The organism is Leifsonia sp. Leaf264 (genome assembly GCF_001422325.1).
In the GTDB taxonomy this organism is placed as follows: domain Bacteria; phylum Actinomycetota; class Actinomycetes; order Actinomycetales; family Microbacteriaceae; genus Orlajensenia.
This window is the reverse complement of record NZ_LMMR01000004.1, coordinates 208744-235374: the sequence shown is the minus strand read 5'-3', so window position 1 is coordinate 235374 and position 26631 is coordinate 208744. Positions and strand designations below refer to the sequence as shown.

Here is a 26631-nt window from a genome sequence, read left to right as displayed (position 1 = left end):
GCGTCTCCCCCGGTCGTGACGTGCGCTACATGCGTTCCGGTGCCGAGACTCCGAGGAGGTCGAGACCGTTGCGGATGACTGTTCCCGTGGCGTCGTTCAGCCAGAGGCGGGTGCGGTGCACGTCTTCGACGGCGCCGTCGCCGAGGGGGATGACGCGGCAGTTGTCGTACCAGCGGTGGTACAGCCCGGCCACCTCCTCGAGGTAGCGCGCGACTCGATGCGGCTCACGCAGTTCGGCCGACTGGGCCACGATGCGCGGGAACTCCTGCAGCGCTCCGAGAAGCGCGGATTCGGTCTCGTGCTCCAGCAGTTCGGGGGCGAAGACGCCGCGGTCGACCCCGGAGGCCTCGGCGTTGCGTGCGACGGCCGCGGTGCGGGCGTGCGCGTACTGCACGTAGAAGACGGGGTTGTCATTGGTGCGGCGCTTGAGGATCTCGGGATCGATCGTGAGCGGCGAGTCGGCCGGGTAGCGGGCGAGCGTGTAGCGCAGCGGATCGGTTCCGAGCCACGCCTGCAGGTCGTCGAGCTCGATGATGTTGCCCGCGCGCTTGGACAGCTTCGCGCCGTTGATGCTGACCAGCTGGCCGATCAGCACCTCGATGTCGGTCTCGGGGTCGTCGCCCGCGGCGCCGGCGAGTGCCTTGAGCCGGTGGACGTAGCCGTGGTGGTCGGCGCCGAGCAGGTAGATCTTGTGGCCGAAGCCCCGGTCGCCCTTGTCGAGGTAGTACGCAGCGTCGGCGGCGAAGTAGGTGTAGACGCCGTTCCCACGACGGATGACGCGGTCCTTGTCGTCGCCGAAGTCTGTCGTACGCACCCACACGGCGTCGTCTTCGTCGAAGACGTGGCCCTGGGCGCGCAGGCGCTCCACGGCGGTGTCGATGGCGCTCACGCCGTTGTCGTCAGGCGCGTGCAGGCGGCGTTCGCTCGTGAAGACGTCGAAGTGCACGTTGAAGCGTTCGAGCGAGGCCTGGATCTCGCCGAGCTGCAGTTCGTAGGCGATCTCGCGGGCCACGTGGAGCGCCTCGGCGTCACCGAGCTCCAGCAGGTTCGGCTCGCGCTCGATCACGCGGGTGGCGAGGTCGGCGATGTAGCTGCCCGGATAGCCGCCCTCCGGCGTCGGCTCGCCCTTGATGGCGGCCAGGATCGACAGGCCGAAGTTGTCCATCTGGTTGCCGGCGTCGTTGATGTAGTACTCGTTGGCGACGTCGGCCCCGGCGGCGCGCAGCACCCGGCTGATCGAGTCGCCGAGGGCGGCCCAACGGGTGTGGCCGATGTGCAGTGGTCCCGTGGGGTTCGCCGACACGAATTCGAGGTTGATGACGGAGCCGGAGAGCGTGCTGCTGTGGCCGTACTCGGCGCCGGCCTCGACGATGGTCTTCGCCAGCGCTCCGGCGGCTGCGGCATCCAGGCGGATGTTGATGAAGCCGGGCCCGGCCACCTCGACGGAGGCGATCCCGTCGACGTCGCGGATGCTCTCGGCGAGCTCGGCGGCGAACTCGCGCGGGTTCATGCCGAGCCGCTTCGCGAGCCTCATGGCGATGTTGGACGCCCAGTCACCGTGGTCGCGGTTCTTCGGGCGCTCCAGCGTGACATCGCCGGGTTCGACCGTCACGTCGGCGTCGGAGCCCGCCGCGCGTCGTCGTTCGAGCAGGGAGTTCACCTGGTCGAAGAGGGCCTGGGAGAGTTCGAGCGGAGTCACGAACATCGATCTTACCGTCGGGCGCGGTTCGCTCAGCTTCGGCGGCTGTCGGCATTGATATGGTTCTGCCCATGCCCAGCCGTCTGCACAGCGCCCGCCTCGTCGCCCTCCTGCCCGCCGTGCTGGTCGCCGGGCTTCTCGCGGGCTGCGCGTCGGACGGCGGCGGAGCGACTCCGTCGACATCGGCACCCTCCGAGACGGCCACCAGCACGCCGTCGACCGACCCGTCAACCGACCCGTCGAGCACCCCCACGGCGACGCCCACGCCGACGCCGACGCCCGTCACGCTGAGCTGCGACCAGTTGCTCACTCCCGATGACATCTACCAGTACAACCCGAACGTGGGCACTGCCCCCGACTACTCGCCGACCCCCGACACCGTCATCGCCGAGGCCGCTGCTGCGAGTGGGATCGCCTGCGGCTGGACGAACCAGACCAGCGGCGAGCTCATCGAGGTCGCCGTCGCCCACCCCGACGCGACCCAGCTGGAGACCCTGAAGCAGTCGGCGGCCGCCACGATGAGCGCCGTGCCCACCTACGGCACTCCCCCGGCCGTCGACGGATTCTTCTCACAGGCCCAGGACGTCGGAACCGTGCAGGTGTTCACCGAGGGTGGCTACTGGCTGGTGGCACGGTCGTCGGCGTTCTTCGAGCCCGGCGACGCCGGCAAGCTCATCGAGCCCGCCCTGCAGCACCTGCAGTAGCGGGCCGTCGGACCGGGCTAGGGCCGCGCCGGCGACGGCTTCCGGCGGTCGCCCGGCAGCGGCATCCGCGGCCTCGCCCATGGGGTATTCTCGTTCGAGTGCGCCTCCGTAGCTCAGGGGATAGAGCGCCGGTTTCCGGTACCGAAGGTCGGGGGTTCGAATCCCTCCGGGGGCACTGAGACGAACGCCCGATCCGTCATGGATCGGGCGTTCTCTCGTTGGGGGCGCAGTGCTCCGACCTGTACTCGCGCCGAAGGGCCATACTGGGATCGTGCCGGCGACGTTCATAGTGGTTCCCCAGTGGCAGGGGTCGGTATCGGCCCGCGCGATGCGACTCATCGACGGAGCGGATGCCATCCGCGGCGACCTGCCGTCTGCCGCGACCCGCTCGGTCGAGGTACCGATCGGCGCCGGTGAGTCCCTCGAGACCGGCATCGCCCGCTACTCCTCCGTGCTGCGCGTGCGCGACCGGCTGCGTGAGACCCTCGCCGAGGCCAGCGGGACGACGGTCGTGATCGGCGGGGACTGCGCAGTCTCGCTCGCGGCCGTCGAGCACGCTGCGGCATCCGGCGACGACCTCGCCGTGATCTGGTTCGACGCGCATCCCGACCTCAACACCCCCGAGTCGAGCCCGTCCGGCGGCTTCGGCGGCATGGTGCTGCGCACGCTTCTCGGCGACGGTGCTCCCGACCTCGTGCCCCCGGAGGGCTCACGCGTGCGTACGGACAGGCTCGTCCTCGCCGGCGTCCGTGACGTGGACCTGGGCGAGGAGCTGTACATCGCCGGGAACGGCATCAGTTCACTCGACGTCGACGCATTGTCGACTCCGGATGCGCTCATCGCCGCGCTGAGGGCCACCGGTGCGAGACGGGTGTACGTGCACATCGACCTTGATGTGCTCGACCCGGCTGCGATCACCGGGCTCGACTATCCCGAGCCCTTCGGTCTCTCCGTCGAGACTCTCACGACGCTGATCGCCGCGGTGAGGTCCGAGGCGACACTGGCCGGGGCGACGATCGCCGGATTCGCTCCGGCGACACCGGCGGATGCCGCGGACGACCTGCCCGCCATCCTGCGGATCATCGGCGCACTCACCCGCGGCTGAACGCGCTGTCAAGCACTCCCGGCCCTCCGGAGGGCCGGTTAGGCTGCCGCCATGACGACGCGTGAGTACGACCTCATCATCATCGGTGCCGGCCCCGTGGGCGAGAACGTGGCGGACAGGGCGGCATCCGGCGGACTGTCCGTCGTCATCGTCGAGGCCGAGCTCATCGGCGGGGAGTGCTCGTACTGGGCCTGCATCCCCTCGAAGGCCATCCTGCGCCCCGGCGCGGCGATCACCGCGGCCCGGCGAGTCGGCGGGGCGTCGGCGGCCGTGACCGGATCCATCGACGTCGCCGCCGTGCTGAAGCGCCGCGACTACTGGGTGAGCGACTGGGACGACTCCGGCCAGGTCGAGTGGTTGCAGGGCATCGGCGTCGACCTGGTGCGCGGCCACGGCCGCATCACCGGCCCGCGCGCGGTCTCGGTGACGGGGCCCGACGGCTCGGTCACGGCGCTCACCGCCCGGCACGCCGTCGTCGTGAGCACGGGCTCGGCGGCGCTCATCCCCGACATCCCGGGACTCGCCGAGATCGAGCCGTGGACCAGCCGCGAGGCGACGGGCGTGCAGACGGTCCCGAAGCGCCTGGCGATCCTCGGCGGCGGCGTCGTCGCGGCCGAGATGGCGACGGCCTACGTGTCGTTCGGCACCGAGGTCACCGTGATCGCCCGCAGCGGCCTGCTCGGCGGGCTGGACCCCTTCGCAGGCGAGGCCGTCGTGGCCGCGCTGCGTGAGGGTGAGGCATCCGTGCACCTCGGCCGTTCCATCGCGTCGGCGAGCCGCAACGGATCCGGTGAGGTCGAGTACGTCCTCGACGACGGAACCGCGCTCGTCGCCGATGAGATCCTGGTCGCCACGGGTCGCACCCCGCGCAGCGAGGACCTCGGACTCGAGACCATCGGGTTGCAGGTCGGCGGCTGGCTCGAGGTCGACGAGACCCTGCGGGTGCTCGCGCACGGCAATCCGCAACTCGACGGCGGCTGGCTCTACGCCGTCGGCGACGTCAACCACCGCGTGCTGCTGACGCACCAGGGGAAGTACCAGGCGCGCGCGGCCGGCGACGTCATCGTCGCGCGCGCGAAGGGCCTGGCCCAGGATGGCGGAACGTGGGGAGTGCACGCCGCCACGGCCGACCATCGGGCCGTGCCGTCGGTGGTGTTCTCCGAGCCGGAGGTCGCGAGCGTCGGACTCACGGCGGATGCCGCCGAGAAGGCCGGCCTGCGGGTGAAGGTGCTCGACTACGACCTCGGCACAGTCTCGGGAGCCGGCCTGCACGCCGATGACTACACCGGACAGGTGCGCGCCATCGTCGATCTCGACCACGAGACCATCGTCGGCATGACCCTGCTCGGCCCCGATGTCGCTGAGATGCTGCATGCCGCGACCATCGCGATCGTCGGTGAGGTGCCCATCCCGCGTCTCTGGCACGCCGTCCCCGCGTTCCCGACGATGAGCGAGGTCTGGCTGCGGCTGCTCGAGGCCTACGGTCGTCCGACGGCGGAGGATTGAGCCCGAGGGATGCGCATCGGCGGCGACCTAGGCTGATGCCATGAAGCGCATCCTCTTCGACTCCAGGTTCAGCCGGTGGGGCTATCTCTACGGCACCACCGTCGGCTTCGTCTGGGGCTTCATCTGGAGCACCGGCCGGGTCGAGAAGCGGGCCGGGCTGTGGGTGTTCCGCGGACTGCCCGGCTGGGCCTACCGCCGGGGCGGCGTCTGCGTGGGCGGCTGCTACCTCACGGGCCAGAACGTGACCGATGCCGTGCTCGAACACGAGGCCGTGCACAAGCGCCAGTGGCAGCGTTACGGCTTCCTCATGCCCGTGCTCTACCTGTTCGCCGGTCGCGACCCGCTGAGGAACCGCTTCGAGATCGAGGCGGGCCTGGAGAAGGGCGGCTACCTGCGGTAGGTCGCTCGTCAACGCAGACGTGCCCCGCCCGATGTTCGGGGCGGGGCACGTCTGGACTGCGAGGCGTCAGGCCTTGTCGGCCGCCGCACTCAGCGATGCCACGAGGTCGTCCAGGCCCCAGGTCAACGACAGCGCGGTCGGCGGGGACACTGCCGCGATGAACTCGGTTCCGACGACCTGGGCGACGGCTCCACGGCCGACTGCCGGCAGGGCCATCGTCGTCGGGGTGGTGAGGAAGGCGTCGGCCTCCGCCTGGGTGTCTGAGTAGCTCAGGATGATGTCGCTGTCGAGCTTGTCGAGCTGCTCGTAGCTGAGCGTGAAGTAGAACGGCGCGGCACCGTTGTCGAGTTCGTCGACGGCCGGGGCGTTCTCGAGGCCGAGTGCCGAGAGGAACTCCACGCGCGGGTCGGCCGACTTGTAGACGTAGAACGTTCCGCCCACGTCCCAGACCGCGGCGATGGTCTTGCCGTCGAGCTCGGGGTGTGCTGCCGCCTGGTCGGCGAGGGTCTTGTCGAGGTCCGCGAGCACCGCATCGGCCTCAGTGGTCTTGCCGAGGGCCTCTCCGACCGTCGAGATGACATCGCGCCACGGGGTGGTCCAGGCATCACCGGTGTAGGCGACGACGGGAGCGATGTCACTCAGGGTGTCATACTGCTCCTGCGTGATGCCGGAGTACGGGGCGAGGATGACGTCGGGCTCGGCCTCGATGATCTCCTCGTACGGCACGGTTTCGCCGTCGTCCGTGAGCACCGTCGGCGTCTCGACACCGAGGTCGTCGAGCTTCTTCGCGACCCAGGGCAGGACACCGTCGGCGTTGGCGCCGTAGCTCTGCTGGGCCATCGCGACGGGCACGACGCCGACGGCGAGGGCCGCCTCGGTGCTGCCCCAACCCCAGGTGGCGACGCGGGTGGGTGCTGCGTCGATCTCGGCCGTGCCGAAGTTCGACTTGAGGCTCACCGGGAAGGCATCGCCGGAGGCGGCTGTCGTCTCAGCGGGAGAAGGGGAGGCGGCGCATCCGGAGAGGACGAGGGCGGCCGCTGCGGCTGCAGCGATGGCCACGTGGCGGATGCGGGGTCTGAAGGGCATGGAGGTCTCCCGGTAGAAGTGGGGGTGTTTAGGGTAGCCTACCCTAATCAGGCGGCGCGGTGGTGCCGTCCGATGGGGATGACGAGCGGGGATCCGGCCACAGGGTCCGTCGTCACGACGCACTCGAGGTCGAATGCCGCGTGCACGATCTCGGCCGTGATGACCTCGGACGGCGTCCCCTGCGCGACGATGGCCCCCTCGGCCATCACGACGAGGTGATCGGCGTAGCGAGCGGCGAGGTTCAGGTCGTGCAGCACCATGACGACGGTTGCGCCGCGTTCCCGGTTGAGGTCGGTGAGCAGGTCGAGCAGTTCGAGCTGGTGGGTGGCGTCGAGGAACGTCGTCGGTTCGTCGAGCAGGACGATGTCGCTGCGCTGAGCGAGCACCATGGCGATCCAGACCCGCTGGCGCTGGCCTCCGGAGAGCTCCTCCACCCGGCGATCGGCGAGGTCGAGGGTTCCCGTCGCTGCGAGCGATTCCGCCACGATCCTGTCGTCGTCACTCGACCTGGAGCGGAACCAGCCCTGATGCGGATGCCGTCCCCGGGCCACGAGATCCGACACGAGAACGCCATCCGGAGCCACCGGCTGCTGCGGGAGCACCGAGACCACCCTGGCCACCTCGCGTGGCGAGAGCCCGGCGATGTCGCGCCCGTCCAGGGAGAACGAACCGGAGGTGGGACGCAGCAGCCGCGCGAAGCCCCGCAGCAGTGTCGACTTACCGCAGGCGTTGGGACCGACGATGACGGTGATGGCACCGTCTGGCAGCGCCAGGCTCAGCTCGTCGACGATGGTGCGACCGTCGTAGCCGAGCGAGACGGTCTCGGCGCGCAGCTCGTGCGGGTCGCGCTGCCGGTTCTCCGGCTCCGCGCCGGGATGGGGCTGGGGTGCGGATGTCATCCGTCTGATCCCTTCCGATTGCCGGCTGCGATGAGCCAGAGCAGGTACGGGGCGCCGATGAGCCCCGTGATGATTCCGACCGGCACGTGCAGCCCGCCGGGCAGCGCGTGCTGGCCGATGATGTCGGCGAAGACGACGACGGCGGCGCCGACGAGGGCTGATGCGGCGAGGGCCGCTCCCCCGTTGCGCACGAGGGAGCGCGCGATGGGCGCCGACACGAGGGCGACGAAGGCGACGGGTCCGGCGAGCGCCGTGCCGACGGCGACGAGTCCGACGCCCAGCACGATGACGGCGGCCCGGGAGCGGGTGCTGTCGACTCCGAGGGACTGCGCCGTGTCATCGTCCAGTCGGAGCACGGGCATCCGTCTCGACAGGATGACTGCGAGCAGGAGCAGCACGACGAGGCACACCGCTGCGGTGCCGACCTCTGGCCAGCTGGCGTCGCCGATGCCGCCGATCATCCAGACCAGCGCCGACGAGGCGTCGCGCACGTCGGCGCGCGTCAACAGGTAGCCGAGGGCTGCCTGCACCAGCGCCGCCAGTCCGACGCCGATGAGCACGAACCTGTAGCCGACGAGGCCGCCGCGCCAGGCGAGCGCCCACATCAGCGCGGCGATCCCCAGGGCACCGACGAAGGCGGCGACGCCCAGGGCGACGCCGTTCTGCCCGAGCACGAGCAGGGTGAACACGGCGGCGAGGCTCGCTCCCCCGGTGACGCCGAGGATGTCGGGGCTGGCGAGGGTGTTGCGCAGCGTGGTCTGGAACAGGGCGCCGGCAAGGCCGAAGGCGACCCCGGCGACGACCGCCGTCGTCACCCGCGGAAGCCGCAGCCTGAAGACGATGAGCTCCTGCACTCGCGTTCCCTGTCCGACGAGCGTGGCGATGATGTCGGCCGGCGACAGTCCCGATGCTCCCAGCGAGAGCGCCGTGATGACGCCCGCAAGCACCACGGCGCCGAGCGCAGCACCCACGACGATGCTCCGGCGACGACGGCGCATCCGCCCCGCCGACACCGTCGCGATGCCCAGCTCGATGGTGCTGGCATCGAGGCCCGTCGCGGCGCTCACATGCCCGCCAGTCTGGCGCGGCGCACGATGACGATGAGCATGGGGGCGCCGATGAAGGCGACGACGATTCCGGCCTCGAGCTCGGCCGGCGCCACCAGCACGCGCCCGATGACGTCCGCCGCGAGCAGCAGGATGGGGCCGAGGGTGAGGCAGTACGCCAGGATCCAGCGGTAGTCGGGGCCGGTGATGCGTCGCGCCACGTGCGGGACGACGAGACCGACGAGAGCGATCGGACCGGCGAGTGCCGTCGCCGTGCCGGCGAGCACGATGACGGCGAGCGCGGCCAGCACCTGCGTGACGGCCGGGCGTTCGCCGAGTCCGCGTGCCACGTCGTCGCCGAGCGCGAGCAGGTTCAGCCGCCGCCCGAGCATCAGGGCCAGTACCAGTCCGACCGCCAGGAACGGCCAGAGCGCGCCGGCGGTGGCGAGCTCCCGGCCCGCGAGCGAGCCGACGGACCAGAACCTGTACTGGTTGAGCGTGTCGAGGTCCGAGATGAGGATCAGGGTGATGAGCGGGGTCGCCGTCGCCATCACGGCGGCACCGGTGAGGGCGAGTTTCACGGGGGTCGCACCGTCACGCCCGCTCGACCCGATGACGAACACCACGATCGCCGCCGCTGCGGCCCCCACGAAGGCGAACCAGATGTAGCCGTCGGGGTCGGAGATGCCGAGGGCCGAGATGGCCACGACCACGGCGAGCGATGCCCCGGCATTGATGCCGAGAAGTCCGGGGTCGGCGATCGGGTTGCGGGTGACGCCCTGGATCACGGCGCCGACGAGAGCGAGAGCAGCGCCCGCCATGATCCCGATGACAGTGCGCGGCACCCGCAGCTCGCGGATCACGAGGTGGTCGACATCGCCCGCGACAGGGGCGACCAGGGCGTTCCAGACGTCGGCCAGCGACACGGCCCTGGTTCCGATGGTCAGGCTGGCGATGACGACGATGATCAGGGCGACGACGGATGCGGCGAAGACGCCCCAGCGCAGCAGGCGTCGTCGGCGCGCGCCGGTGAGGGCGGGAGCGACTCCCGCAACGCTCGTCGTGGTCACGTCAGGCGCGTCACGTCAGTCGAGCTCGGCGCGGCCGAGGCGCCAGTAGCCCATGAAGGCGACGGAGCGTCGGTCGAGACCGGCCTCGCTCACCAGGAACCGGCGCAGGGTCTTGATGACCGAGGCTTCTCCGGCGATCCAGGCGTAGAACTCCCCATCGAGGCTGTGGCCCTCCGGCACGTCCCACAGCATCTCGCGGTCGACGTCGATGTCGTCGAGCGGCGTCGGGGCGTCGTCGGGGTGGCCCTGCACCTTGCGCACGGTCCAGTCGCGCACGGCGGGAATGAGGGCGCCGCCCTGCGGGATTCCGCCGCCACGGGGGTGCCAGCGCACGCTGACTCCGGCCGGCGCCGCGACGGGAAGCACGTCACCCGCAGTCGGGATCTCGATGATGGCGCAGCCCTGAGCGTCGGCCGGCAGGCTCTCGAGGATGGCGCAGATGGCCGGGGCAGCGGTCTCGTCGCCGGCGAGCAGGACCGTGCGCACATCGCCGGGACGCCAGTCGATGCCGATGGTGCGGCCGGGGCTGCGGTCGTCGGGTCCCACGATGAGAGACTCGTCGCCGATCTGCACCGAAGCCGCCCACGCCGAGGCCGGTCCGGTCTCGCCGTGCATGGCGAAGTCGACGTCGACCTCTCGCAGGCCGGGTCGCACTGCTCGCACCGTGTAGGTGCGGAAGGGGTTGCGCTGCTCCTCCGGCAGCTCGCGCCAGTCGCGGTACCACTCGACCGTGCGCGGGAAGTGCGCGAAGCCCGAGTCCGCGAGCGGGAGGACGATCTTCACGCGCTGGTCCAGGCCGGCCGTGCCGAAGTCGGCCAGCTCAGCTCCCTGGAAGGTGATGCGCACGAAGTGCGGGCTCAGACGCCGCACTGCGCTCACTGTCGCGGAGAAGGCGCGATACGCGGGCCGCGGTTCGACGACAGCCTCGGACCGAGTCGGTGAGGTAAGCATTACCTAAGTCTTACACACGCGTCCCGGCATGGTCGAACCGTACGGCCCGCCCGCGACCCCAGAGCCTCACCCGGCAAGGCGCATCAACACGAGTCGGTCCGCTCCGGCCGCCGCCGTCACCAGACCGGCGGATGCCGATCCTGCCAGCGCACCCGACGCTCGAGCTGGGCTCCGAGGGCGAGCAGTGTCGCCTCTCCTCCGGGTCGCCCGATCAACTGGACCCCCATCGGCAGGCCGCTCTCGGTCTGGTGCACGGGGAGCACAATCGCCGGGAGTCCGGAGACGTTGATCATCGAGGTGAACGGCGTGTACAGCACCTGCTGCACGAAGTTCCTGTCGCCGTCGGATTCGTCGTACCAGCCGATGGGACGCGGTGTCATGGCGAGGGCCGGCGTGAGCACGGCGTCGAAGGACGAGAGCTGCCTGATGAGCGACCGCTCGAAGGCCGTCAGCACGCCGAGGGCCTCCGCCAGCTCGCGTGCCTGCAGCGATCGCCCGCGGCCGACCAGCCATCTCGTGAGCGGTTCGAGCAGGGCGAGCTGCTTCGGAGTCTCGGCCGGGATCGAGGCTGCACCGGCCTGCCACAGGGTGCGGAAGGCCGGGGCGTAGCTCTCGTCGGGCTCCAGGGCTGTCTGCTCGACCCCGTGCCCCATGGTCGCGAACAGCTCGACGGCGAGGTCGAGGGCGGCGAGAGCCTCCGGCTCGACGAGCACGTCGTGTGCGCTGTCCCACGCCGACGTCGTCATCACGCCGAGCTGGAATCGGCCCTCTCCACGCGTCGCCGCGGCGAGGAACGGCCCGTCCTCCCCCGGAGCCCGCAGGGCGTACGGATGCGCGGGGCGACCACCGTCGGGCCGGACCAACGCGTCGAACAGGAGGGCGGCATCCGTCACGGTCCTGGCGATCGGTCCCGCGACGACGAGTCCGCCGAGCGACTCGATGCCACTCTGCGACGGGACCCGTCCGCGCGACGGCTTGAGTCCGACGAGTCCGCAGGCGGCTGCCGGAATGCGGATGGATCCGCCACCGTCGGATCCCGGAGCGAAGGGCAGCAGGCCGGCCGCCACCGCCGCTGCCGCCCCACCGCTGGATCCGCCTGCGCCGAGTGCCGTGTCCCACGGGTTCCGGGTCGCCCCGGTGGCGAGGCTCTCGGTGTAGGAGGGCAGGCCGAACTCCGGCGCGGCGGTCTTTCCCAGGCTCACGGCTCCTGCCGCGTCGATGGCCTCGACGATGGGGTCCGACGTCCGGGGCACGTAGTTCGAGAACAGCCTCGAACCGAATCCCGTCGGCACGCCGGCGCGCCGCCAGAGGTCCTTGTCTCCGACAGGCAGCCCCCAGATCGGCGCTGTGCGACGGTCGGATGCCTCCAACAGACGTGCACGCTCGAGGGCCGCATCCGCAGTCACCGTGGCGAAGGCGCCGATCCCGCCGTCGAGCCGCGCTATGCGCTCGAGGTAGTGCTGGGCCAGCTCCGTCGGCGAGGTCTCCCCCGATTGCAGCAGTGTCCATTGTTCGATCGCCGTGTATTCATGCAGTTCCCCCACAGCGCCGAGCCTAGCGGGGCGCTGTCGCCGCCATCGGAGGCACCGCCGCCCGGGGCGCGTCCGCCCCGGGCGCCCTCGCGCCACGCCGACTGAGGAGCCTGGAGCCGTAGGCTCGACGCATGGCACGCCAGCATTTCGACCCCATGGGATCCACCGCTGTCATCACGGGCGCGAGCAGCGGGCTGGGGGTGGCCTTCGCGCATGAGTTCGCCCGACGCGGCGCCGATCTGGTGCTCGTCGCGCGTCGCCAGGAGCGCCTCGAGGCTCTCGCCGTCGATCTCGCCGAACGCTACGGCGCGGAGTCGACGGTCATCCCGATGGACCTGACGCGGCAGGGCGCCGTCGACGAGCTGGTGGGCGATATCGAGCGTCGCGGCATCCGTGTGGGGAGTCTCGTCAACAACGCCGGGTTCGCCAGCTACGGTCGTTTCGGCGAGATCGACGGCGACAGGATGCACCAGGAGGTCGAACTGAACGTCGCAGCACTCACCATGCTGTCGCGTGGCCTCTGGGGTGCTCTCACGGCGCACTGCCGCACGTCGCCCGGCAACGGCGCGCTCGTGAACGTCGCGAGCACCGTGGCGTTCCAGCCGGTTCCGTTCATGGGCGTCTACGCGGCGTCCAAGGCGTACGTGCTCAGCCTCACCGAGGCCCTCTGGTACGAGGCGAAGGGCACCGGTCTCAAGGTCACGGCTCTCTGCCCGGGACCGACGGCGACCGAGTTCACGGAGGTGGCCGGCAACGGCGAGCTGTTCTTCAAGAACCCGCAGACGGCTGAACAGGTCATCGACACGGCGTTCAGGGCCCTCGACGCCCGCTCCACTCCGCCGTCGATCGTGAGCGGCGCCGGCAATGCCGCCGGCGCCTCGCTCGTCGGACTGGTTCCGAAGCGCTCACTGCTGACGGCGCTCGGACGAGCCACTACTCCGGGTCGGCGTCGCTGACCCCGACGCCGTGGCCGTGCCATCAATCGCGACTGCGGTCTCGGCGTCCGGCTCCTCGAACACTGTGATGTGGAGCTGTCCCGGCGCATCGAAGCGGGCGTTGAGCGACCGCCACGGCGTGCGGACCGGGGGTGCGACGACGGCTGCGCCGGCCGCGGCGAGGTCCTCGGACACCGTGACGGCATCGGCCACCTCGAACGCCAGCCTGATGCGCGGAGCGACCTGTCGACCGACCTCGACGTCGTCGATCATGCGCTTCTGCGCCGGGTTGGCGATCTCGAGGGTGGCCCGACCGGCATCGAGGATGACGACTCTGGCACCGCCGTCGCCCTCATAGGCCTCCTGCTGCGGCATGCCGAGGGCGTCGCGGTAGAACGCGAGGGCCTGTTCGAAGTCGTCGGCCTCGACGACGACCCGCAACTGCAGCACGCGTCCGACCGCCGGAGCCACCGAATCGTTCGACTCGCCCATCTCGTCAGCCCTTCACCGGTTCCGGACTACTTGAGGCTCTTCTGCAGCATGACCGTGCCGAGCCAGCGGTCGAACTTGTAGCCCACCCGGCCCATGCGGCCGATCTCCTTGAAGCCGAACTTCTCGTGCAGGTGCAGCGAGGCATCGGCACCCTGATCGGCGATCACCGCGATGATCTCCTTGAGCCCAGCCGCCTTCGACCTCTCGATGAGTTCTCCGAGCAACGCCTGGCCGAGTCCCTTGCCTGCGGCCGCCGGGCCGAGGTAGATCGAGTTCTCGACGGTGAACCTGTAGGCGCGCTTCTGCTTCCACGGGGCGACGAGGGCGTAGCCGAGGATGATGCCCCGAGGCGATTCGGCGACGATGAACGGCATCCCGAGCTTGGCGAGGTAGGAGTACTTCGCCTTCCACGCCCGCAGCGTCATCGCCTCGGTGTCGAAGGTGACCGTGCTGTTGCGCACGTAGTAGTTGTAGATCTCGCGGATGTGCGGAAGATCGGCCGGCTTGGCGTCGCGCATCGAGTACTCGAACGGCGGCTCGTCATCCGCCGGCTTGCGCAGGTGCGGCGGGAGGGTGCGCCGGGGCTGGTATTCCTCTTCGAGCATGGTGACAGGGTATCGCCAGCGGTCGAGCCGACGTCAGAACAGGGCGGGCACGGCGAGGTCGTCCGCGGTCGCGTCAGGGAGCGTCCAGTCGACGGGCTCGGCGCCCTGCTCCCTGAGCAGGGCGTTGGCGCGACTGAACGGCTTGGAGCCGAAGAACCCGCGGCGAGCCGACAGCGGACTCGGGTGCGCCGATTCGATGGACGGCGTGCTGCCCAGCAGCGGTGCCAGGCTCGCGGCATCCCTTCCCCAGAGGATGGCGACCAGCGGGTGATCCCGGGCGACGAGGGCGCTGATGGCGCAGTCCGTCACGCGTTCCCAGCCGATTCCCCGGTGGGACCCGGATTCCCCCGGCCGCACCGTGAGGACGCGGTTGAGCAACAGCACTCCGGCGTCGCTCCACGCCGACAGGTCGCCGTGCTGCGGGGTGGGTACACCCAGGTCGTCGCGCAACTCGGTGTAGATGTTGGCGAGGCTGCGCGGAATCGGCCGCACCTCGGGATCGACGGCGAAGGACAGGCCGATCGGATGCCCCGGCGTCGGGTACGGGTCCTGACCGACGATGAGCACCTTGACCTCCGCCAGCGGCGCCCGGAAGGCCCGGAGCACGTTCTCGCCCGCCGGCAGATAGCCGCGGCCCTCCGCCGTCTCCGTTCGGAGGAAGTCGCCGAGCACCGCGAGATCGTCGGCAACGGGCGCGAGAGCCGCAGCCCAGCCCGGGTCGATGTGCCCGGCCTGGGCCAGTTCGGGGAGCGAGAGCGCCGCGTCGGTCATGCTGTTGTGCCGGGCTCGGGTCTGTGCTCTGGTGATCGGGCTCTGGCCTAGGCGCCGAGCGTGCTCACGAGAACGCCGGTCTCGGCGGGGATCGCACGCCAGACGCTGCCGGCACCGGAGACGACGAGCCCGCCCTCGCCGACGACGAGGACTGTGTCCTCGTCGATCGCCAAGCCGCCGTCGATCAGTCCGGCCTCGGCCGCCGCGATCAGCCGCGAGACGCTGCCCCATTGCGCGGCGTGAACGTCGATGGAGACGTCGAGCAGGCCGATGCCCTGCTGCACCGTCACCTCGTCGAGGTCTTCGGACGCGTCTTCGGGGCAGACCGCGACGTCGCCGATGCGCCATCCGCCGATCAGGGCTCCTTCGGCCGCGATGGCTGCGCCCGCCGAGAAGCCGAGGTAGGGCACGCCGGCGGCGACCTGGCGCCGGATCTCCCCGGCCAACGGGGCGACGGCAGCGTTGTAGGCCGGCGTCAGACCGCCGCCGATGACGATGCCATCGACGTCGGAGAGCGCCGTGGCCGGAAGCTCGGACCCCTCGGCGACAGCGGTGATGTGAGCGTCGAACGTGCCGCCGGCTGACAGGGCGGTCACGAGCTTCTGGGCGTGCTCGTCACCGTCGCCGGTGCGCACCACGATGATCGCGAGGCGCGGATGCTCCCGCCCGCTGCCGAGCCCGCGCTCCAGCGCCTCGATGACGAAGGCGCCGTAGACCTCGGGCGCGGAATCGGGCGACCAACCGCCGCCGACCAGGTGGACACTCATGCGTCGAGCCTAACGGCGCACTGGTGGCGCTGGCGCGTTGCCTGCCCGCACCGTCGTCAGGCGCACCTACCGCGAGTGCGCCCGAGCACTACTCGATCGACGGCGACGCCGGTCGGCATGACTCGTTCGGCGGCGACAGGTACGAGAGGGCGGTCCGGCTACACCGTCACCGGCGGCTCGGCCGACCAGGGGAACGTGATCCAGAGGTCCGTGGCCTTGTAGGAGAAGTCCGGCACCAGCACCGTACGCGGCTTCGTGTAGAGCGCGGCCGTTCGCAGATCGCATCCGGCATCCTGCAGGATGCCGACGACCTTCGCGAGCGTGTGCCCCGAGTCGGAGACGTCGTCGACGAGCAGCACCCGCTTGCCGGCGAGCGCCGGCGCATCGAGCATCGGTCCGGACAGGATCGGCTCGGGCAGGCGTTCGTCGACTCCGGTGTAGAACTCCACGTTGATCGACCCGCAGTTCTTGGTGCCGAGAGCGTAGGAGATCGACCCGGCGAGCAGCAGGCCGCCGCGAGCGATGGCGATCACGACCTCGGGCTGGAAGCCGCTCCGCAGGACGTCTTCGGCGAGTCCGCGTGATGCCAGGTGGAAGGCATCCCACGTGAGCACCTCGCGCTCGATCTGGTCGGTTCCGGCGTCGCCCGCATCGAAGGTCATGCCGTCGACACTACCGAGCGAAGATGACGGGCGTCGTCACGAGCACGAAGGCGACGATGTTCACCATCACGGTCACCCAGAACCGCAGCCTGAAGCTGGCTTTTCGCGTCTTGTGCCTGAACACGCTCTGCGCGACGACGGCACCCGGCCATCCGCCGAGCAGCGCGACGAGGTGCAGCGTCGCCTCGGGAATGCGGCGAGCGCCGGCGACTGCCGCGCGCTTGTCGACGCCGTAGAGCACGAACTCCAGCGCGCTCGCGACGACGTAGACGACGCCGACGACCAAGGGAACCGACCACAGCACAGACGCCACGACGTAGAGCGCGGCGAATGCGACGAGCCAGATCCAGCCCGCCGCCTCCGGCCGCCGACCACGGGTCGAGGCGGTGGACGACGGATGCCGCACGCCGCTCCGGCGCGCATTCGTGGCGCTCACGCCGGTCAGCCCTCGCGAACGCCCAGCGGACCGCGGGCCACCAGGTGCGGGGCCGATTGCGCGACAGGCTTGATGACGATGAGGTCGAGGTCGACGTGCGCCGGCCGCTCGACGGCGTCGACGATGGTCTCGGCCACGTCCTCAGCGCTCAGCGGGTTCTCGACGCCGGCGTAGACGGCATCCGCTCGCTCCTGGTCGCCGCCGAAGCGCACGAGGGCGAACTCGTCGGTCTTGACCATCCCCGGAGCCACCTCGATCACCCGGATGGGCTCGCCGTTCAGCTCGAGCCGCAGCACCTCGGTCATGGCGTGAGCCGCGAACTTGGCCGCGTTGTAGCCGCCGCCGCCCACGTACGCGACGTGGCCGGCGATCGACGTGACGGTGAGGATCGTCGCCGAGCCGCCCTCGGCCGCGACGGTGGTGCGGAGCAGCGGAAGCAGGGCGCCTGTCACGCGCTGCACGCCGAGCACGTTGATCTCGAACATCCAGGCCCAGTCGTCCGGATCCCCGTTCTCGACGGAGTCGAGCCCCTTGGCACCGCCGGCGTTGTTCACGAGAGCGTGCACCGGGCCCGTCGCCGCGAGGTGGTCGCGCAAGGAGTCGACGTCGGCCTGCTTGGTGAGGTCGGCGACGAAGACACTCGCCCCGGTCTCCGCGGCGAGCGCTTCGAGCCGATCGGCGCGGCGGGCGACGCCGACGACCTCCCAGCCGTTCGCGCGGAACAGGCGAACCGTCGCCGCTCCGATTCCCGAACTCGCACCGGTGACAACCACTCGCCTCATCTGCATCTCCATAGTCTGACAGCTGCGCAGCACCGGCCACGCAGGCCATGCCCGCTCGCGCACGCTGCAACAATGAACGGATGACCGAGACTGCGACCCCGCACCGGAAGCCGCGCGCGCCGCACCGCGTTCCGCTCTGGGACAACGCCCGTTGGCTGGCCATAGCCCTCGTCGTCGTCGGCCACGGCATCCTGCCGTTGATCGCGGAGTCGGATGCCGCCTACTCGGTCTACCTCTTCATCTACGCCTTCCACGTGCCGGTGTTCGTGGCCGTGAGCGGATACATGGCCAAGGCGACGTCGCCCGGCACCCGGCAGATCAAGCGCCTGATCACCGACATCGTGGTGCCGTACGTGATCTTCGAGACGATCTGGACGACGATCCGCTGGCTGTTGGGCGGGTCGTTCGCGCTCGACTACGCGACAGCCAGCTGGACCCTCTGGTTCCTCATCGCCCTGGCCCTCTGGCGGGTGCTCCTCCCCTACATCGCCGTGCTCCGCTACCCGCTGCTCATCACCATGGGCATCTCGGTCTTCGCCGGCTACTTCCCCGCCATCGACGCGACCTTCGCGCTGTCCCGGACCATCGGGCTGCTGCCCTTCTTCGTCTTCGGCTGGGCGCTGCGACAGCGTCAGGTCACCGGCCACTGGCTGGCGCTGCGGCCCCGCGTGATCTGGCGGTGGCGGGCCGGTGCGCTCGCCCTGTTCCTCGCCCTCGCCGTGACAGTGGTCGTCTTCGTACAGCCGCTCCGCGACCTCAAGGTGCGCCGCTTCCTGCTCTACGACGAACCGTACCCGGCCATCGGCTACCCGGAGTGGTGGGCGGGCGGCATCCGTCTCGGCCTCATGATCCTGGCGATGGTGCTGGCCATCGCCTTCCTGATGCTGCTGCCGCGCAGGCCCACCTGGTTCACGGCTCTCGGCGGAGCGACCATGTACATCTACCTGCTGCACTCGTTCCTGCTGTACCCGTTGCGGGAGAGCGGAGTGCTCGACGGCCCGCAGCCCTGGTGGGTGCTTCCGGGCATGATCCTGCTCTGCCTGGCGATAGCGCTGCTGCTCTCCCAGCGATTCATCCGTCGCGCGTTCAGGCCCCTGGTGGAGCCGCGGGTCACGTGGCTGTTCCGACGCGAGGCTCCGGCGACGCCGGCTCCCACCGAGACCCTGCACCTGCCGCCGCCGGTCGCTCCGCCGGGACCTCCTGCTTCCTGAACGGATGCCGTGCATCCGGTTACCGCGTGTGTCAGGGTCCGTTGCCCATGACCCGGGCCGCTCCTAGGCTCGCCACGAGCGGTGGATGGACCACCGGCCTCGAAGGAGAACCCGATGAGCAACGACAAGGCCGGCTGGGCATTCGAGACGCAGCAGGTGCACGCGGGAGCAGCACCCGACCCCGTCACCAACGCACGCGCCACGCCGATCTACCAGACCACCTCCTACGTCTTCAACAGTGCCGAACACGCGAAGAACCTCTTCGCGCTCGCCGAGTTCGGCAACATCTACACCCGCATCCAGAACCCGACGCAGGCCGTGGTCGAGGAGCGCCTCGCCGCGCTCGAAGGGGGCACCGGAGCCCTCCTCGTCGCCTCCGGGCAGGCGGCGGAGACCTTCGCCGTTCTCAACATCGCGCAGGCCGGCGACCACATCGTCTCGTCGAGCTCGATTTACGGCGGCACCTACAACCTGTTCAAGTACACGCTGGCCCGCCTCGGCATCGAGACCACCTTCGTCGAGAACCAGGATGACGCCGAGGAGTGGCGCCGCGCGGTCCGCCCGAACACGAAGCTGTTCTTCGCCGAGACCATCGGAAACCCGAAGATCAACATCCTCGACATCTCGCTGGTCTCCGGCGTCGCCCACGAGGCCGGCATCCCGCTGATCGTCGACAACACCATCGCGACGCCGTACCTCATCCGTCCGTTCGAGCACGGCGCCGACATCATCGTGCACTCGGCCACCAAGTTCCTCGGCGGCCACGGCACCGTCATCGGCGGCATCATCGTCGACGGCGGCACCTTCGAGTGGTCGAAGAACGTGGAGAAGTTCCCCGGCCTCACCGAGCCCGACCCCTCGTACCACGGGGCCAGCTACACGGCGGCCGTCGGCGACGGACTCGCCTACATCATCAAGGCGCGCGTGCAGCTGCTGCGCGACCTCGGCTCGGCCATCGCGCCGGCGAGCGCGTGGCAGCTCATCCAGGGCATCGAGACGCTGTCCCTCCGTATCGAGCGCCATGTGCAGAACGCCCAGGAGATCGCGGAGTGGCTCGACAACCACCCCGAGATCGCGTCGGTCAACTACTCCGGCCTGCCGTCGAGCCCGTGGTACGCGGCAGCGAACAAGTACGCCCCCAAGGGCGTCGGCGCCGTGCTCTCGTTCGAGCTCAAGGGCGGCGTCGACGCCGGGCGGGCCCTGGTCGACAACCTCGAGCTGTTCAGCCACCTCGCCAACATCGGAGACGTGCGCTCGCTCGTCATCCACCCGGCGTCGACCACGCACTCGCAGCTCACCCCCGAGCAGCAGCTCACCACCGGCGTCACGCCGGGCCTGGTGCGCCTCTCGGTGGGCATCGAGAACGTGGCCGACCTCATCGCCGACCTCGAGACCGGCCTCGCCGCAGCCCGCAGCGTGACCGTCGCCTCGATCGCGGCCGACCGCTGACCGGCCCCGACGCACTGAACGACTGACGCGACGACGGATGCCGCGGACCGACCGGTCCGCGGCATCCGTCGTCGTGCCGTGTACCCCGTAACAAACGCGGAGACCCGACGCACACGGGGCAGACTGGAGAGCATGGACTGGCAGACTCCGGCGGACTTCGAGACCGCGAGCCTCATCACCGAGGCCCAGGCTCGTGCACTCGCCGGGAAACCGCCGGTGACCGGGGCCTGGCATGAGAGCGATCCCCTGGGCGATCGTCAGTTCGCACCGGTCGGCACCCTGGAGCTCGAGCGCGGTGGAACGTTGCCGTTCGCCCGCCTGGCCTACGAGACCTGGGGCACCCTCTCCCCGAAGCGCGACAACGCCGTGCTCGTGCTGCACGCCCTCACCGGCGACAGCCACGTCTTCGGAGCCGCCTCGGCGGGGCACGTCACGAGCGGCTGGTGGAACGGGGTCGTCGGGCCGGGGAAGCCCATCGACACCGAGCGTTGGTTCGTCGTGGCCCCCAACCTGCTGGGCGGCTGCCAGGGCTCGACAGGCCCGGCCTCCCTCGCCCCTGACGGCACCGAGTGGGGCTCCAGGTTCCCGTACCTGACGATCCGCGACCAGGTCGCCGCCCAGGTGGCCCTCGCCGACGCCATCGGCATCGAACGGTGGGGCGCCGTGGTCGGCGGCTCGATGGGCGGCATGCACGCCCTCGAGTGGGCGATCACCCACCCCGAGCGGGTTGAGCGCCTCGCCGTGCTGGCGGTGCCGCCGGCGCTCACGGCCGACCAGATCGCCGCCAACTCGCTGCAGCTCGAGGCCGTGCGCATGGACGCGAACTTCCGCGGCGGCGATTACTACGACGGCGACGAGGGACCGGCGACGGGTCTCGCCCTCGCACGACGGCTCGCGATGCTCAACTACCGCAGTTCCTCCGAGCTCAACGACCGCTTCGCCCGCAGCTGGCAGAGCGGCATCTCGCCTCTCGGCGACGGCGGCCGCTTCGCCGTCGAGAGCTACCTCGACTTCCACGGCAACCGCTTCGTGCGCCGCTTCGACGCCAACAGCTACATCACCCTCGTCGACGCCATGAACTCGCACGACGTCGGCCGCGCACGCGGCGGGGCGGCATCCGCCCTCTCCCGCATCAGCGCACTCACCCTCGTGCTCGGCATCTCGAGCGACCGCCTGTTCCCGCTCGATGGTCAGCACGTGATCGCCCGGAACGTCAGCAGCACTCTCGACGGCGACGAGCCCGTCATCATCGACTCGCCGTTCGGACACGACGGATTCCTCATCGAGGAGGACGCCGTCGGGCGACACCTCCGCCGCCTTCTGGATGCGAGCGTTCCCCGGGGATAGGGTGTGGATGTTCCGCCCATCCCCCACAGCCAGGCAGGTGTCATGCAGCGCATCCTGAAGGAACGGGATCGCCTGCTCCGCAGGACGGCCCGGCTCAGCGGGCTGATCTGCACAGCGGTCGCGATCCTCACCCTCTGCATCCCCGGGGCGGCGGATGCCGTCGCCCTCGGCATCGCGCTCTCCCTGCTCGGCGTGATCACCGTCGGGCACTACCTGCTGGGAGTCACCGGACGCCTGCGCTGGTTCTGGCTCGTGGTCGTCGCGGGGCTCGGCGCCATCTACGCCGTGACGACAAGCACCGTCGGTGCCAACGCGGCCTCCCTGACCGCCGTGGCCATCATCGGCGGCGGCGTGATCTCCTCAGCCGCGATCGTGCTGCCCGTGAGCGGCCGCCGGGTCGCGGTGCTCGCCGTCGCGCTGCTCGCCACCGTCGGGCTGTCGGCCACGGCATCCGTCGGCCTCGATCTCACCCTCCCCTACGTCGAGATCTTCGTGGTCTCGGGCTGGATCAGCGCGACGCTGCTGGGCTGGTGGCTCGGTCTCAGCGTGCCGCGCGTCATGCACCGCATCGCGAGCGTCGGACGTGCCCACCGCAGTGAGCGTCAGGCCAGCGAGCGCGAGGCGCAGCGCCGACAGGATGCCCGACTGCTGCACGACACGGTGCTCGCGACCCTCACGCTGCTCGCGCACTCCGGGGTCGGCGTGAGCGAGAACGCCCTGCGTCTCCAGGCGGCGGACGACGCCAGGCTGCTGAGGCAGCTTCGGCTCGGCGGCAAGCCGATGCCGCGCACCTCCGGGGTCTACACGCTCGAGCCCGTGGCGGAGACCGCCCTCGGCACGACGCTCGAGTCGGTCAAGCAGCGCTTCAGCCGCATGGGGCTCGAGGTCAACTGGCACGGCCACGGCCAGGTGCTGCTGCCCAGCAACGTGCTCGACTCCTTCCTCGGCGCCCTCGGCGAATGCCTCGAGAACGTGCGCAGGCACGCCGAGGTGAGCGAGGCCGACGTCACCATCACCGACGACGAGACGACGGTGCGTGCCATGGTGACGGATGCCGGTGTCGGTTTCGCCCTCGACCAGGTGGCGGCCGAACGCCTCGGCTTCGCCGAATCCGTCGTCGCGAGGCTCCAGGACGTCGGCGGGAACGCGCGCCTGTTCTCCTCGCCCGGATCGGGCACGACCGTGGTCCTGGAGGTTCCCAAGTGATGTCGAGCGTCGAAGAGAACACCCTCGGCGTCGTCGTCGGCCGCGAGAACCTGCCGCGGCGCAACCGCTCCTTCCGCCGCCCCGAGCGCACGGTCAGCACCACGCGGGCGAACCAGCACGCCCTGGGCGGACGGCACCTGACCATCGGCACCTCCACCGGCGCCGGCCTGATCACGCTGTTCCTGCTGCTGCTCTTCCTCGCGCAGATCACCCGGATGCAGCATCCGAGCTACTCCGTCGTCGCTTGGGGTCTCCTCGTCGTCATCGTCGGATCGACTGCGGCCATCGTGCACGGCCTGGCCATGCGGATGCCGCACTGGCTGTTCGCGGCGGCCCTGGTGGGCGGCGTCGCCGTCATCGGGCTCGACCTCTACGGCGTCTGGGGAGCCCCCTCCGGCTCCATCATCCCCACGGCCGCCCTCGCCGTTCCGGCGCTGCTGCTGGCCATCGTGACGCTCCGGGAGACCGTGCAGATCCTCATCGCCGACGTGGCCATCGGCATCACGCTGCTCCTGGCTGCCGCGGCAGAGGAGCGCTCCAACGTGCTCACCCTCGCCCCGGAGCTCATGATGATCGCCATCGGCGTCGCCCCGGCGCTTCTCGGAGTCGCCGTCGTGCGTTCCTACCGCCGCATGGTGCAGCTCGAACTCGACCTGGCGCTCGTGCAGAGCACGGTCCAGGCTCCGCAGCTCACTGTCGGCATGCTCGCATCGGAAGAGCTCACCCGCCTCGACGACGACGCCGAGGAGCTCTTCGACGACGTCGCGGCCGGCCGCCTCTCGTTGCCGCTGCCCCTCGAGGCGTCGACCAGGGCGGCATCGCTGGCGACGGAGCTGCGACTGCACCTCATCGAGGGCCGCAAGGAGACCTGGCTGCGCCATGCCGTCTCCGAGAGCGAGTTCCTCGCACCGGCCGTCACCATCGACGATCCGTCCAGCCTCGCCGGCGTCCTGACACCGCCGCAACGCGACGCCCTGCTGCTCGTGCTCTGGCTGCTCGTCAGCGACACAGACCGCTGGGGCGCCACGGTGCACCTGATCTTCGGCCCGACGCATCCGCCCCGCCTGGGTGCCTACCGCACCGTGCGCTTCCCGTTGGTGCTCGAGACCACGGGCGTGCTGCGCCGCCGGGTGGATGCCGCGGCGTGGGAGGCCATGGGCATCGTCGGGCCGCACATCGACTCGGTTCGCGACGGCAGTCTGCGTGTCGAGATCGACTGCACCATCGACGGTGCGTCAGACACGTAAGGTAGTCACGGATTCGCCACGAGGGGTGACGAGCCAGAGGAGGCAGACACAGTGGGCAGTACAGCACCGATCCGGGTGGCGCTCGTCGACGATCACCGCATGCTACTGGGAGCACTCACCGAGTGGATCCGCAACGCGGCGGACGACATCGACATGGTGGCCGCCGTGACCACATGGCCCGAGCTCCTCACCCACTCGTCGTTCCCCGTCGACGTCGTACTGCTCGACCTCGACCTCAAGGACAACATCCCGATCTCCCTGAAGCTGGCGACGCTGAAGACCACGGGCGTGCGCACGGTTCTGATGAGCACCTACTCGGAGCCCGCCGTCGTGCGCCAGGCCCTCGACGCCGGAGCTCTCGGCTACCTCGTCAAGAGCGAGGAGGCGAACATGATCGCCGAGGCCATCCGCGCCGCCTATGTCGGCGAGTCGTACATCTCCGAGGAGCTCGACCTCGCGATCAACTCCGTCGCCGCCGGCGACGCCCCGCGCCTCTCCGCCCAGGAGCGCCGCGTCATGGCGCTCTACGGCGCCGGCGAGCCCGTGAAGGCCGTCGCGTACCAGCTCGGCATCTCCGAGGAGACGGCCAAGAGCTACCTCAAGCGCATCCGCGAGAAGTACCGCCAGGCCGGCTACGACGTGGGCACCAAGGTCGCACTGCGCAAGCGCGCCATCCACGACGGCATCCTGCTGCAGACGGACTGACCCTCCCGGGCCTCCTCCGCGGTCACCGCGGCATCCGGCCCGACCATACGCACCACCGAGAGCAGGCCCCAGCGGCCTGCTCTCGTCGTTTCGGGCTGTCTCAGCCGAGCGGAATGCCGTCTCTGCCGAGCGGATGCCGTCTCTGCCGAGCGGATGCCGTCTCGCCGAGCGGATGCCGTCGCCGAGCGGATGCCGCTGGCGATGTGCTGCGGCCGCGGTCTCAGGCCTCGCCGACAGCCGCCATCGCCGCCGTGCCATAGGGCACCTCGACGCCCCGGGTGCGGCGTGCCCTGTCGATCGCAAAGGTCGCGACGGCCAGGAGCAGGCCCGCGATACTGAGGCCGAGTCCGATCCAGATCGGGGCGACGTAGCCGAGGCCGGCGCCGATCGCGATGCCGCCGAGCAGGGCTCCGAGCGCGTTGCCGATGTTGAGGGCGGAGTGGTTGAGGGCGGCGGCGATCGACTGGCTGTCGCGCGCGACGTCCATGAGCCGGGTCTGGATGATCGGCGACAGGGCGGCCGAGGTCCCCCCGACGAAGAACACCCCGGCGAGCAGACCGGCCACGGTCGACACCGTGAAGCCCATGACGACGAGGGCGACGATGAGGATGCCGAAGAACAGGTACATCGACCGTCGAACGCTGTGGTCGGCCAGGCGCCCGCCCACGATGTTGCCGATGGTCATGCCGATGCCGAACACGACGAGCACGAGCGGCACGGCGGCTGCCGGAAGCCCGGTCACCTCCGTCGCCATCGGTGCGACGTAACTGTAGACGGCGAACAGGCCGCCGAAGCCGATCGCCCCGATGGCGAGGGCGAACCACACCTGCAGGCGGGTGAAGGCCTTCAGCTCGTTCCGCATCGTCGCCGTCGGGTCGCCGGCCTGCCAGGGCACGGCCAGTGCGACGGCCACGAAGGTGAGCGCGAAGATGCCGGCGACCACGAGGTAGGCGACGCGCCATCCGTAGAGCTGTCCGATCCAGGTGATGGCCGGCACGCCGATGACGTTGGCTATGGTCAGGCCGCTGAGCACGAAGGCGACGCCACGTCCGCGCTTGCCGGGGCCCATGAGGCTCGCGGCCACGAGCGACGCTATGCCGAAGTAGGCGCCGTGCGGGAGGGCGGCCACGAAGCGGGCGAGCAGCACCAGCTGGAACGAGGGCAGCACGGCGGAGGCGACTGTGCCGAGGGTGAACGCCGTGAGCAGCGCCAGCAGGAGCTTCTTGCGCGGCCAGCGCGCTGCCGCCGCTGCGATGGTGGGCGCCCCGACCACGACGCCGAGCGCGTAGGCGGAGATGAGCAGGCCGGCCTGGGAGTTGGCGGCGGCGGAGTCGGAGGCGTACAGGCCCGGGAGCAGGTCGCTCGCCAGGTTGGGAAGAAGGCCCATGGCCACGAACTCGGTGGAGCCGATGCCGAAGCCGCCCAGCGCGAGTGCGAGCAGGGCCAAACGGGTACGGGCCGGCGACAGAGTCGTCGGCCCGGCATCTTCGAGGGTCACCAGTCCACTGTAGCGCGAGAATCGAATCGATTCGACTGGCTGCTTGATGCCCGAGATCCCGGGGCGGTTCCCGCGAACCACCCACGTTCGTCGCCACTGGGCGGTCAGCGCCGTCCCGATGCGACGAAGTCAGGCGACTGGCTGGCCGGGACGTGTAGGCGAGCGGAGATGGCGGCGACGAACGGTGAGGAACGGTCCTACCCGTCGTTCTCCATCGCGGCCTCGAGGCGCTCGACCTTCGCGGTGAGCTCGCCCGAATAGCCGGGGCGGATGTCGGCCTTCAGCACCAGCGACACCCGCGATCCGTACTCGGCCACGGCATCCGTCGCGTCCTTGATGACGGCGAACACCTCGTCCCACTCGCCCTCGATGGTCGTGAACATCGAGTCGGTCTGGTTCGGCAGGCCCGACTCCCGCACTATGCGCACGGCCGCTGCGACGGCGTCATGCACCGAGCCGTCGGAGCGACCCGTTCCCGATGGAGCGACGGAGAATGCGACGAGCATGATGGCCTCCCGAG

The 26631-nt window shown here is 70.2% G+C and carries 27 protein-coding genes and 1 tRNA gene; 12 read left to right on the top strand and 16 right to left on the bottom strand.

Annotated features, from left to right (window positions below; all coding sequences use genetic code 11):
- Positions 1-25 precede the first annotated feature (25 nt).
- Complete coding sequence (locus tag ASF30_RS06525; protein WP_055904738.1) at positions 26-1699, bottom strand: arginine--tRNA ligase; 1674 nt, start codon at positions 1697-1699, stop codon at positions 26-28.
- Between the two features lie 71 nt (positions 1700-1770).
- Between ASF30_RS06525 and ASF30_RS06520 the strand changes: the two genes are divergently transcribed.
- The 5 genes from ASF30_RS06520 to ASF30_RS06500 all read left to right on the top strand — a co-directional run bounded on the left by ASF30_RS06520 (position 1771) and on the right by ASF30_RS06500 (position 5414).
- On the top strand, positions 1771-2403 hold the full coding sequence (locus tag ASF30_RS06520) for a hypothetical protein (RefSeq protein WP_055903569.1): 633 nt from the start codon (positions 1771-1773) through the stop codon (positions 2401-2403).
- A 102-nt stretch (positions 2404-2505) separates the two neighbouring features.
- Positions 2506-2578: transfer RNA gene (locus ASF30_RS06515), tRNA-Arg, on the top strand.
- Positions 2579-2674: 96 nt separating this feature from the next.
- Positions 2675-3508 (top strand): arginase family protein, encoded by an 834-nt coding sequence (locus ASF30_RS06510; protein WP_235480290.1) that lies wholly within the window; start codon positions 2675-2677, stop codon positions 3506-3508.
- Positions 3509-3559: 51 nt separating this feature from the next.
- Positions 3560-5014, top strand: a complete 1455-nt coding sequence (locus tag ASF30_RS06505) for a dihydrolipoyl dehydrogenase family protein (protein WP_055903564.1) — start codon at positions 3560-3562, stop codon at positions 5012-5014.
- 40 nt (positions 5015-5054) lie between these two features.
- Positions 5055-5414 (top strand): hypothetical protein, encoded by a 360-nt coding sequence (locus tag ASF30_RS06500; RefSeq protein ID WP_055903561.1) that lies wholly within the window; start codon positions 5055-5057, stop codon positions 5412-5414.
- Between the two features lie 66 nt (positions 5415-5480).
- Here the strand turns inward: ASF30_RS06500 and ASF30_RS06495 are convergent, their stop codons facing one another.
- The 6 genes from ASF30_RS06495 to ASF30_RS06470 all read right to left on the bottom strand — a co-directional run bounded on the left by ASF30_RS06495 (position 5481) and on the right by ASF30_RS06470 (position 12010).
- A complete protein-coding gene (locus ASF30_RS06495) occupies positions 5481-6500 on the bottom strand; it encodes an iron-siderophore ABC transporter substrate-binding protein (protein WP_055903558.1) in 1020 nt (339 codons plus the stop codon).
- A 47-nt stretch (positions 6501-6547) separates the two neighbouring features.
- Positions 6548-7399, bottom strand: coding sequence for an ABC transporter ATP-binding protein (locus ASF30_RS06490; protein ID WP_082467546.1), 852 nt, complete (start codon positions 7397-7399; stop codon positions 6548-6550).
- Complete coding sequence (locus ASF30_RS06485; protein WP_235480289.1) at positions 7396-8466, bottom strand: FecCD family ABC transporter permease; 1071 nt, start codon at positions 8464-8466, stop codon at positions 7396-7398. The genes ASF30_RS06490 and ASF30_RS06485 overlap by 4 nt, the downstream gene beginning before the upstream one ends.
- Entirely contained in the window at positions 8463-9515 is a 1053-nt protein-coding gene (locus ASF30_RS06480; protein WP_055903555.1) for a FecCD family ABC transporter permease, read from the bottom strand. The genes ASF30_RS06485 and ASF30_RS06480 overlap by 4 nt, the downstream gene beginning before the upstream one ends.
- 15 nt (positions 9516-9530) lie before the next feature.
- Complete coding sequence (locus ASF30_RS06475; RefSeq protein WP_055903553.1) at positions 9531-10466, bottom strand: siderophore-interacting protein; 936 nt, start codon at positions 10464-10466, stop codon at positions 9531-9533.
- A 116-nt stretch (positions 10467-10582) separates the two neighbouring features.
- Positions 10583-12010 (bottom strand): amidase, encoded by a 1428-nt coding sequence (locus ASF30_RS06470; protein ID WP_055903550.1) that lies wholly within the window; start codon positions 12008-12010, stop codon positions 10583-10585.
- Between the two features lie 119 nt (positions 12011-12129).
- Here ASF30_RS06470 and ASF30_RS06465 point away from each other — a divergent pair, with 119 nt between their 5' ends.
- Complete coding sequence (locus ASF30_RS06465; RefSeq protein WP_082467544.1) at positions 12130-12954, top strand: SDR family NAD(P)-dependent oxidoreductase; 825 nt, start codon at positions 12130-12132, stop codon at positions 12952-12954.
- Here ASF30_RS06465 and ASF30_RS06460 read toward each other — a convergent pair.
- The 7 genes from ASF30_RS06460 to ASF30_RS06430 all read right to left on the bottom strand — a co-directional run bounded on the left by ASF30_RS06460 (position 12904) and on the right by ASF30_RS06430 (position 17454).
- A complete protein-coding gene (locus ASF30_RS06460) occupies positions 12904-13425 on the bottom strand; it encodes a VOC family protein (RefSeq protein ID WP_055903547.1) in 522 nt (173 codons plus the stop codon). The two genes, ASF30_RS06465 and ASF30_RS06460, sit on opposite strands and share 51 nt — an antisense overlap.
- 26 nt (positions 13426-13451) lie before the next feature.
- Entirely contained in the window at positions 13452-14030 is a 579-nt protein-coding gene (locus tag ASF30_RS06455; protein WP_055903544.1) for a GNAT family N-acetyltransferase, read from the bottom strand.
- A 33-nt stretch (positions 14031-14063) separates the two neighbouring features.
- On the bottom strand, positions 14064-14801 hold the full coding sequence (locus ASF30_RS06450) for a uracil-DNA glycosylase (RefSeq protein ID WP_055903541.1): 738 nt from the start codon (positions 14799-14801) through the stop codon (positions 14064-14066).
- A gap of 47 nt (positions 14802-14848) precedes the next feature.
- Entirely contained in the window at positions 14849-15568 is a 720-nt protein-coding gene (locus ASF30_RS06445) for a Type 1 glutamine amidotransferase-like domain-containing protein (protein WP_055903538.1), read from the bottom strand.
- A 158-nt stretch (positions 15569-15726) separates the two neighbouring features.
- Complete coding sequence (locus ASF30_RS06440; RefSeq protein WP_055903535.1) at positions 15727-16230, bottom strand: phosphoribosyltransferase; 504 nt, start codon at positions 16228-16230, stop codon at positions 15727-15729.
- 10 nt (positions 16231-16240) lie between these two features.
- Positions 16241-16666 (bottom strand): DUF1294 domain-containing protein, encoded by a 426-nt coding sequence (locus ASF30_RS06435; protein ID WP_200918435.1) that lies wholly within the window; start codon positions 16664-16666, stop codon positions 16241-16243.
- Between the two features lie 5 nt (positions 16667-16671).
- Entirely contained in the window at positions 16672-17454 is a 783-nt protein-coding gene (locus ASF30_RS06430) for an SDR family NAD(P)-dependent oxidoreductase (RefSeq protein ID WP_200918434.1), read from the bottom strand.
- 74 nt (positions 17455-17528) lie between these two features.
- Between ASF30_RS06430 and ASF30_RS06425 the strand changes: the two genes are divergently transcribed.
- The 6 genes from ASF30_RS06425 to ASF30_RS06400 all read left to right on the top strand — a co-directional run bounded on the left by ASF30_RS06425 (position 17529) and on the right by ASF30_RS06400 (position 24613).
- Positions 17529-18659: an acyltransferase family protein gene (locus tag ASF30_RS06425; protein ID WP_082467542.1), complete on the top strand. Its 1131-nt coding sequence runs from the start codon at positions 17529-17531 to the stop codon at positions 18657-18659.
- Positions 18660-18773: 114 nt separating this feature from the next.
- On the top strand, positions 18774-20108 hold the full coding sequence (locus ASF30_RS06420) for a bifunctional o-acetylhomoserine/o-acetylserine sulfhydrylase (protein WP_055903532.1): 1335 nt from the start codon (positions 18774-18776) through the stop codon (positions 20106-20108).
- A gap of 132 nt (positions 20109-20240) precedes the next feature.
- Positions 20241-21455, top strand: coding sequence for a homoserine O-acetyltransferase MetX (gene metX / locus ASF30_RS06415; RefSeq protein WP_055903529.1), 1215 nt, complete (start codon positions 20241-20243; stop codon positions 21453-21455).
- Between the two features lie 42 nt (positions 21456-21497).
- Positions 21498-22661: a sensor histidine kinase gene (locus ASF30_RS06410; RefSeq protein WP_055903526.1), complete on the top strand. Its 1164-nt coding sequence runs from the start codon at positions 21498-21500 to the stop codon at positions 22659-22661.
- Positions 22661-23908, top strand: a complete 1248-nt coding sequence (locus ASF30_RS06405) for a hypothetical protein (protein ID WP_055903523.1) — start codon at positions 22661-22663, stop codon at positions 23906-23908. Before ASF30_RS06410 ends, ASF30_RS06405 begins: the two co-directional genes overlap by 1 nt.
- A 51-nt stretch (positions 23909-23959) precedes the next feature.
- Positions 23960-24613 carry a response regulator transcription factor gene (locus ASF30_RS06400; RefSeq protein ID WP_268765538.1) on the top strand — a complete coding sequence of 218 codons (654 nt, stop codon included), beginning with the start codon at positions 23960-23962 and terminating at the stop codon, positions 24611-24613.
- Positions 24614-24833: 220 nt separating this feature from the next.
- On the opposite strand, the gene ASF30_RS06395 is transcribed toward ASF30_RS06400, so the two are convergent.
- Positions 24834-26111: an MFS transporter gene (locus ASF30_RS06395; protein WP_055904719.1), complete on the bottom strand. Its 1278-nt coding sequence runs from the start codon at positions 26109-26111 to the stop codon at positions 24834-24836.
- A gap of 197 nt (positions 26112-26308) precedes the next feature.
- On the bottom strand, positions 26309-26617 hold the full coding sequence (locus ASF30_RS06390) for a thiamine-binding protein (RefSeq protein WP_055904716.1): 309 nt from the start codon (positions 26615-26617) through the stop codon (positions 26309-26311).
- Positions 26618-26631: the final 14 nt, after the last annotated feature.

What these genes read in the sequence shown, in the direction of transcription:
- ASF30_RS06520 (WP_055903569.1), top strand. Translation starts at nt 1,771, where the DNA reads ATGCCCAGCCGTCTGCACAGCGCCCGCCTCGTCGCCCTCCTGCCCGCC.
- ASF30_RS06505 (WP_055903564.1), top strand. Translation starts at nt 3,560, where the DNA reads ATGACGACGCGTGAGTACGACCTCATCATCATCGGTGCCGGCCCCGTG.
- ASF30_RS06500 (WP_055903561.1), top strand. Translation starts at nt 5,055, where the DNA reads ATGAAGCGCATCCTCTTCGACTCCAGGTTCAGCCGGTGGGGCTATCTC.
- ASF30_RS06495 (WP_055903558.1), bottom strand. Translation starts at nt 6,500, where the DNA reads ATGCCCTTCAGACCCCGCATCCGCCACGTGGCCATCGCTGCAGCCGCA.
- ASF30_RS06490 (WP_082467546.1), bottom strand. Translation starts at nt 7,399, where the DNA reads ATGACATCCGCACCCCAGCCCCATCCCGGCGCGGAGCCGGAGAACCGG.
- ASF30_RS06475 (WP_055903553.1), bottom strand. Translation starts at nt 10,466, where the DNA reads ATGCTTACCTCACCGACTCGGTCCGAGGCTGTCGTCGAACCGCGGCCC.
- ASF30_RS06465 (WP_082467544.1), top strand. Translation starts at nt 12,130, where the DNA reads ATGGCACGCCAGCATTTCGACCCCATGGGATCCACCGCTGTCATCACG.
- ASF30_RS06460 (WP_055903547.1), bottom strand. Translation starts at nt 13,425, where the DNA reads ATGGGCGAGTCGAACGATTCGGTGGCTCCGGCGGTCGGACGCGTGCTG.
- ASF30_RS06455 (WP_055903544.1), bottom strand. Translation starts at nt 14,030, where the DNA reads ATGCTCGAAGAGGAATACCAGCCCCGGCGCACCCTCCCGCCGCACCTG.
- ASF30_RS06450 (WP_055903541.1), bottom strand. Translation starts at nt 14,801, where the DNA reads ATGACCGACGCGGCGCTCTCGCTCCCCGAACTGGCCCAGGCCGGGCAC.
- ASF30_RS06445 (WP_055903538.1), bottom strand. Translation starts at nt 15,568, where the DNA reads ATGAGTGTCCACCTGGTCGGCGGCGGTTGGTCGCCCGATTCCGCGCCC.
- ASF30_RS06440 (WP_055903535.1), bottom strand. Translation starts at nt 16,230, where the DNA reads ATGACCTTCGATGCGGGCGACGCCGGAACCGACCAGATCGAGCGCGAG.
- ASF30_RS06430 (WP_200918434.1), bottom strand. Translation starts at nt 17,454, where the DNA reads ATGCAGATGAGGCGAGTGGTTGTCACCGGTGCGAGTTCGGGAATCGGA.
- ASF30_RS06425 (WP_082467542.1), top strand. Translation starts at nt 17,529, where the DNA reads ATGACCGAGACTGCGACCCCGCACCGGAAGCCGCGCGCGCCGCACCGC.
- ASF30_RS06420 (WP_055903532.1), top strand. Translation starts at nt 18,774, where the DNA reads ATGAGCAACGACAAGGCCGGCTGGGCATTCGAGACGCAGCAGGTGCAC.
- metX (WP_055903529.1), top strand. Translation starts at nt 20,241, where the DNA reads ATGGACTGGCAGACTCCGGCGGACTTCGAGACCGCGAGCCTCATCACC.
- ASF30_RS06410 (WP_055903526.1), top strand. Translation starts at nt 21,498, where the DNA reads ATGCAGCGCATCCTGAAGGAACGGGATCGCCTGCTCCGCAGGACGGCC.
- ASF30_RS06405 (WP_055903523.1), top strand. Translation starts at nt 22,661, where the DNA reads ATGTCGAGCGTCGAAGAGAACACCCTCGGCGTCGTCGTCGGCCGCGAG.
- ASF30_RS06390 (WP_055904716.1), bottom strand. Translation starts at nt 26,617, where the DNA reads ATGCTCGTCGCATTCTCCGTCGCTCCATCGGGAACGGGTCGCTCCGAC.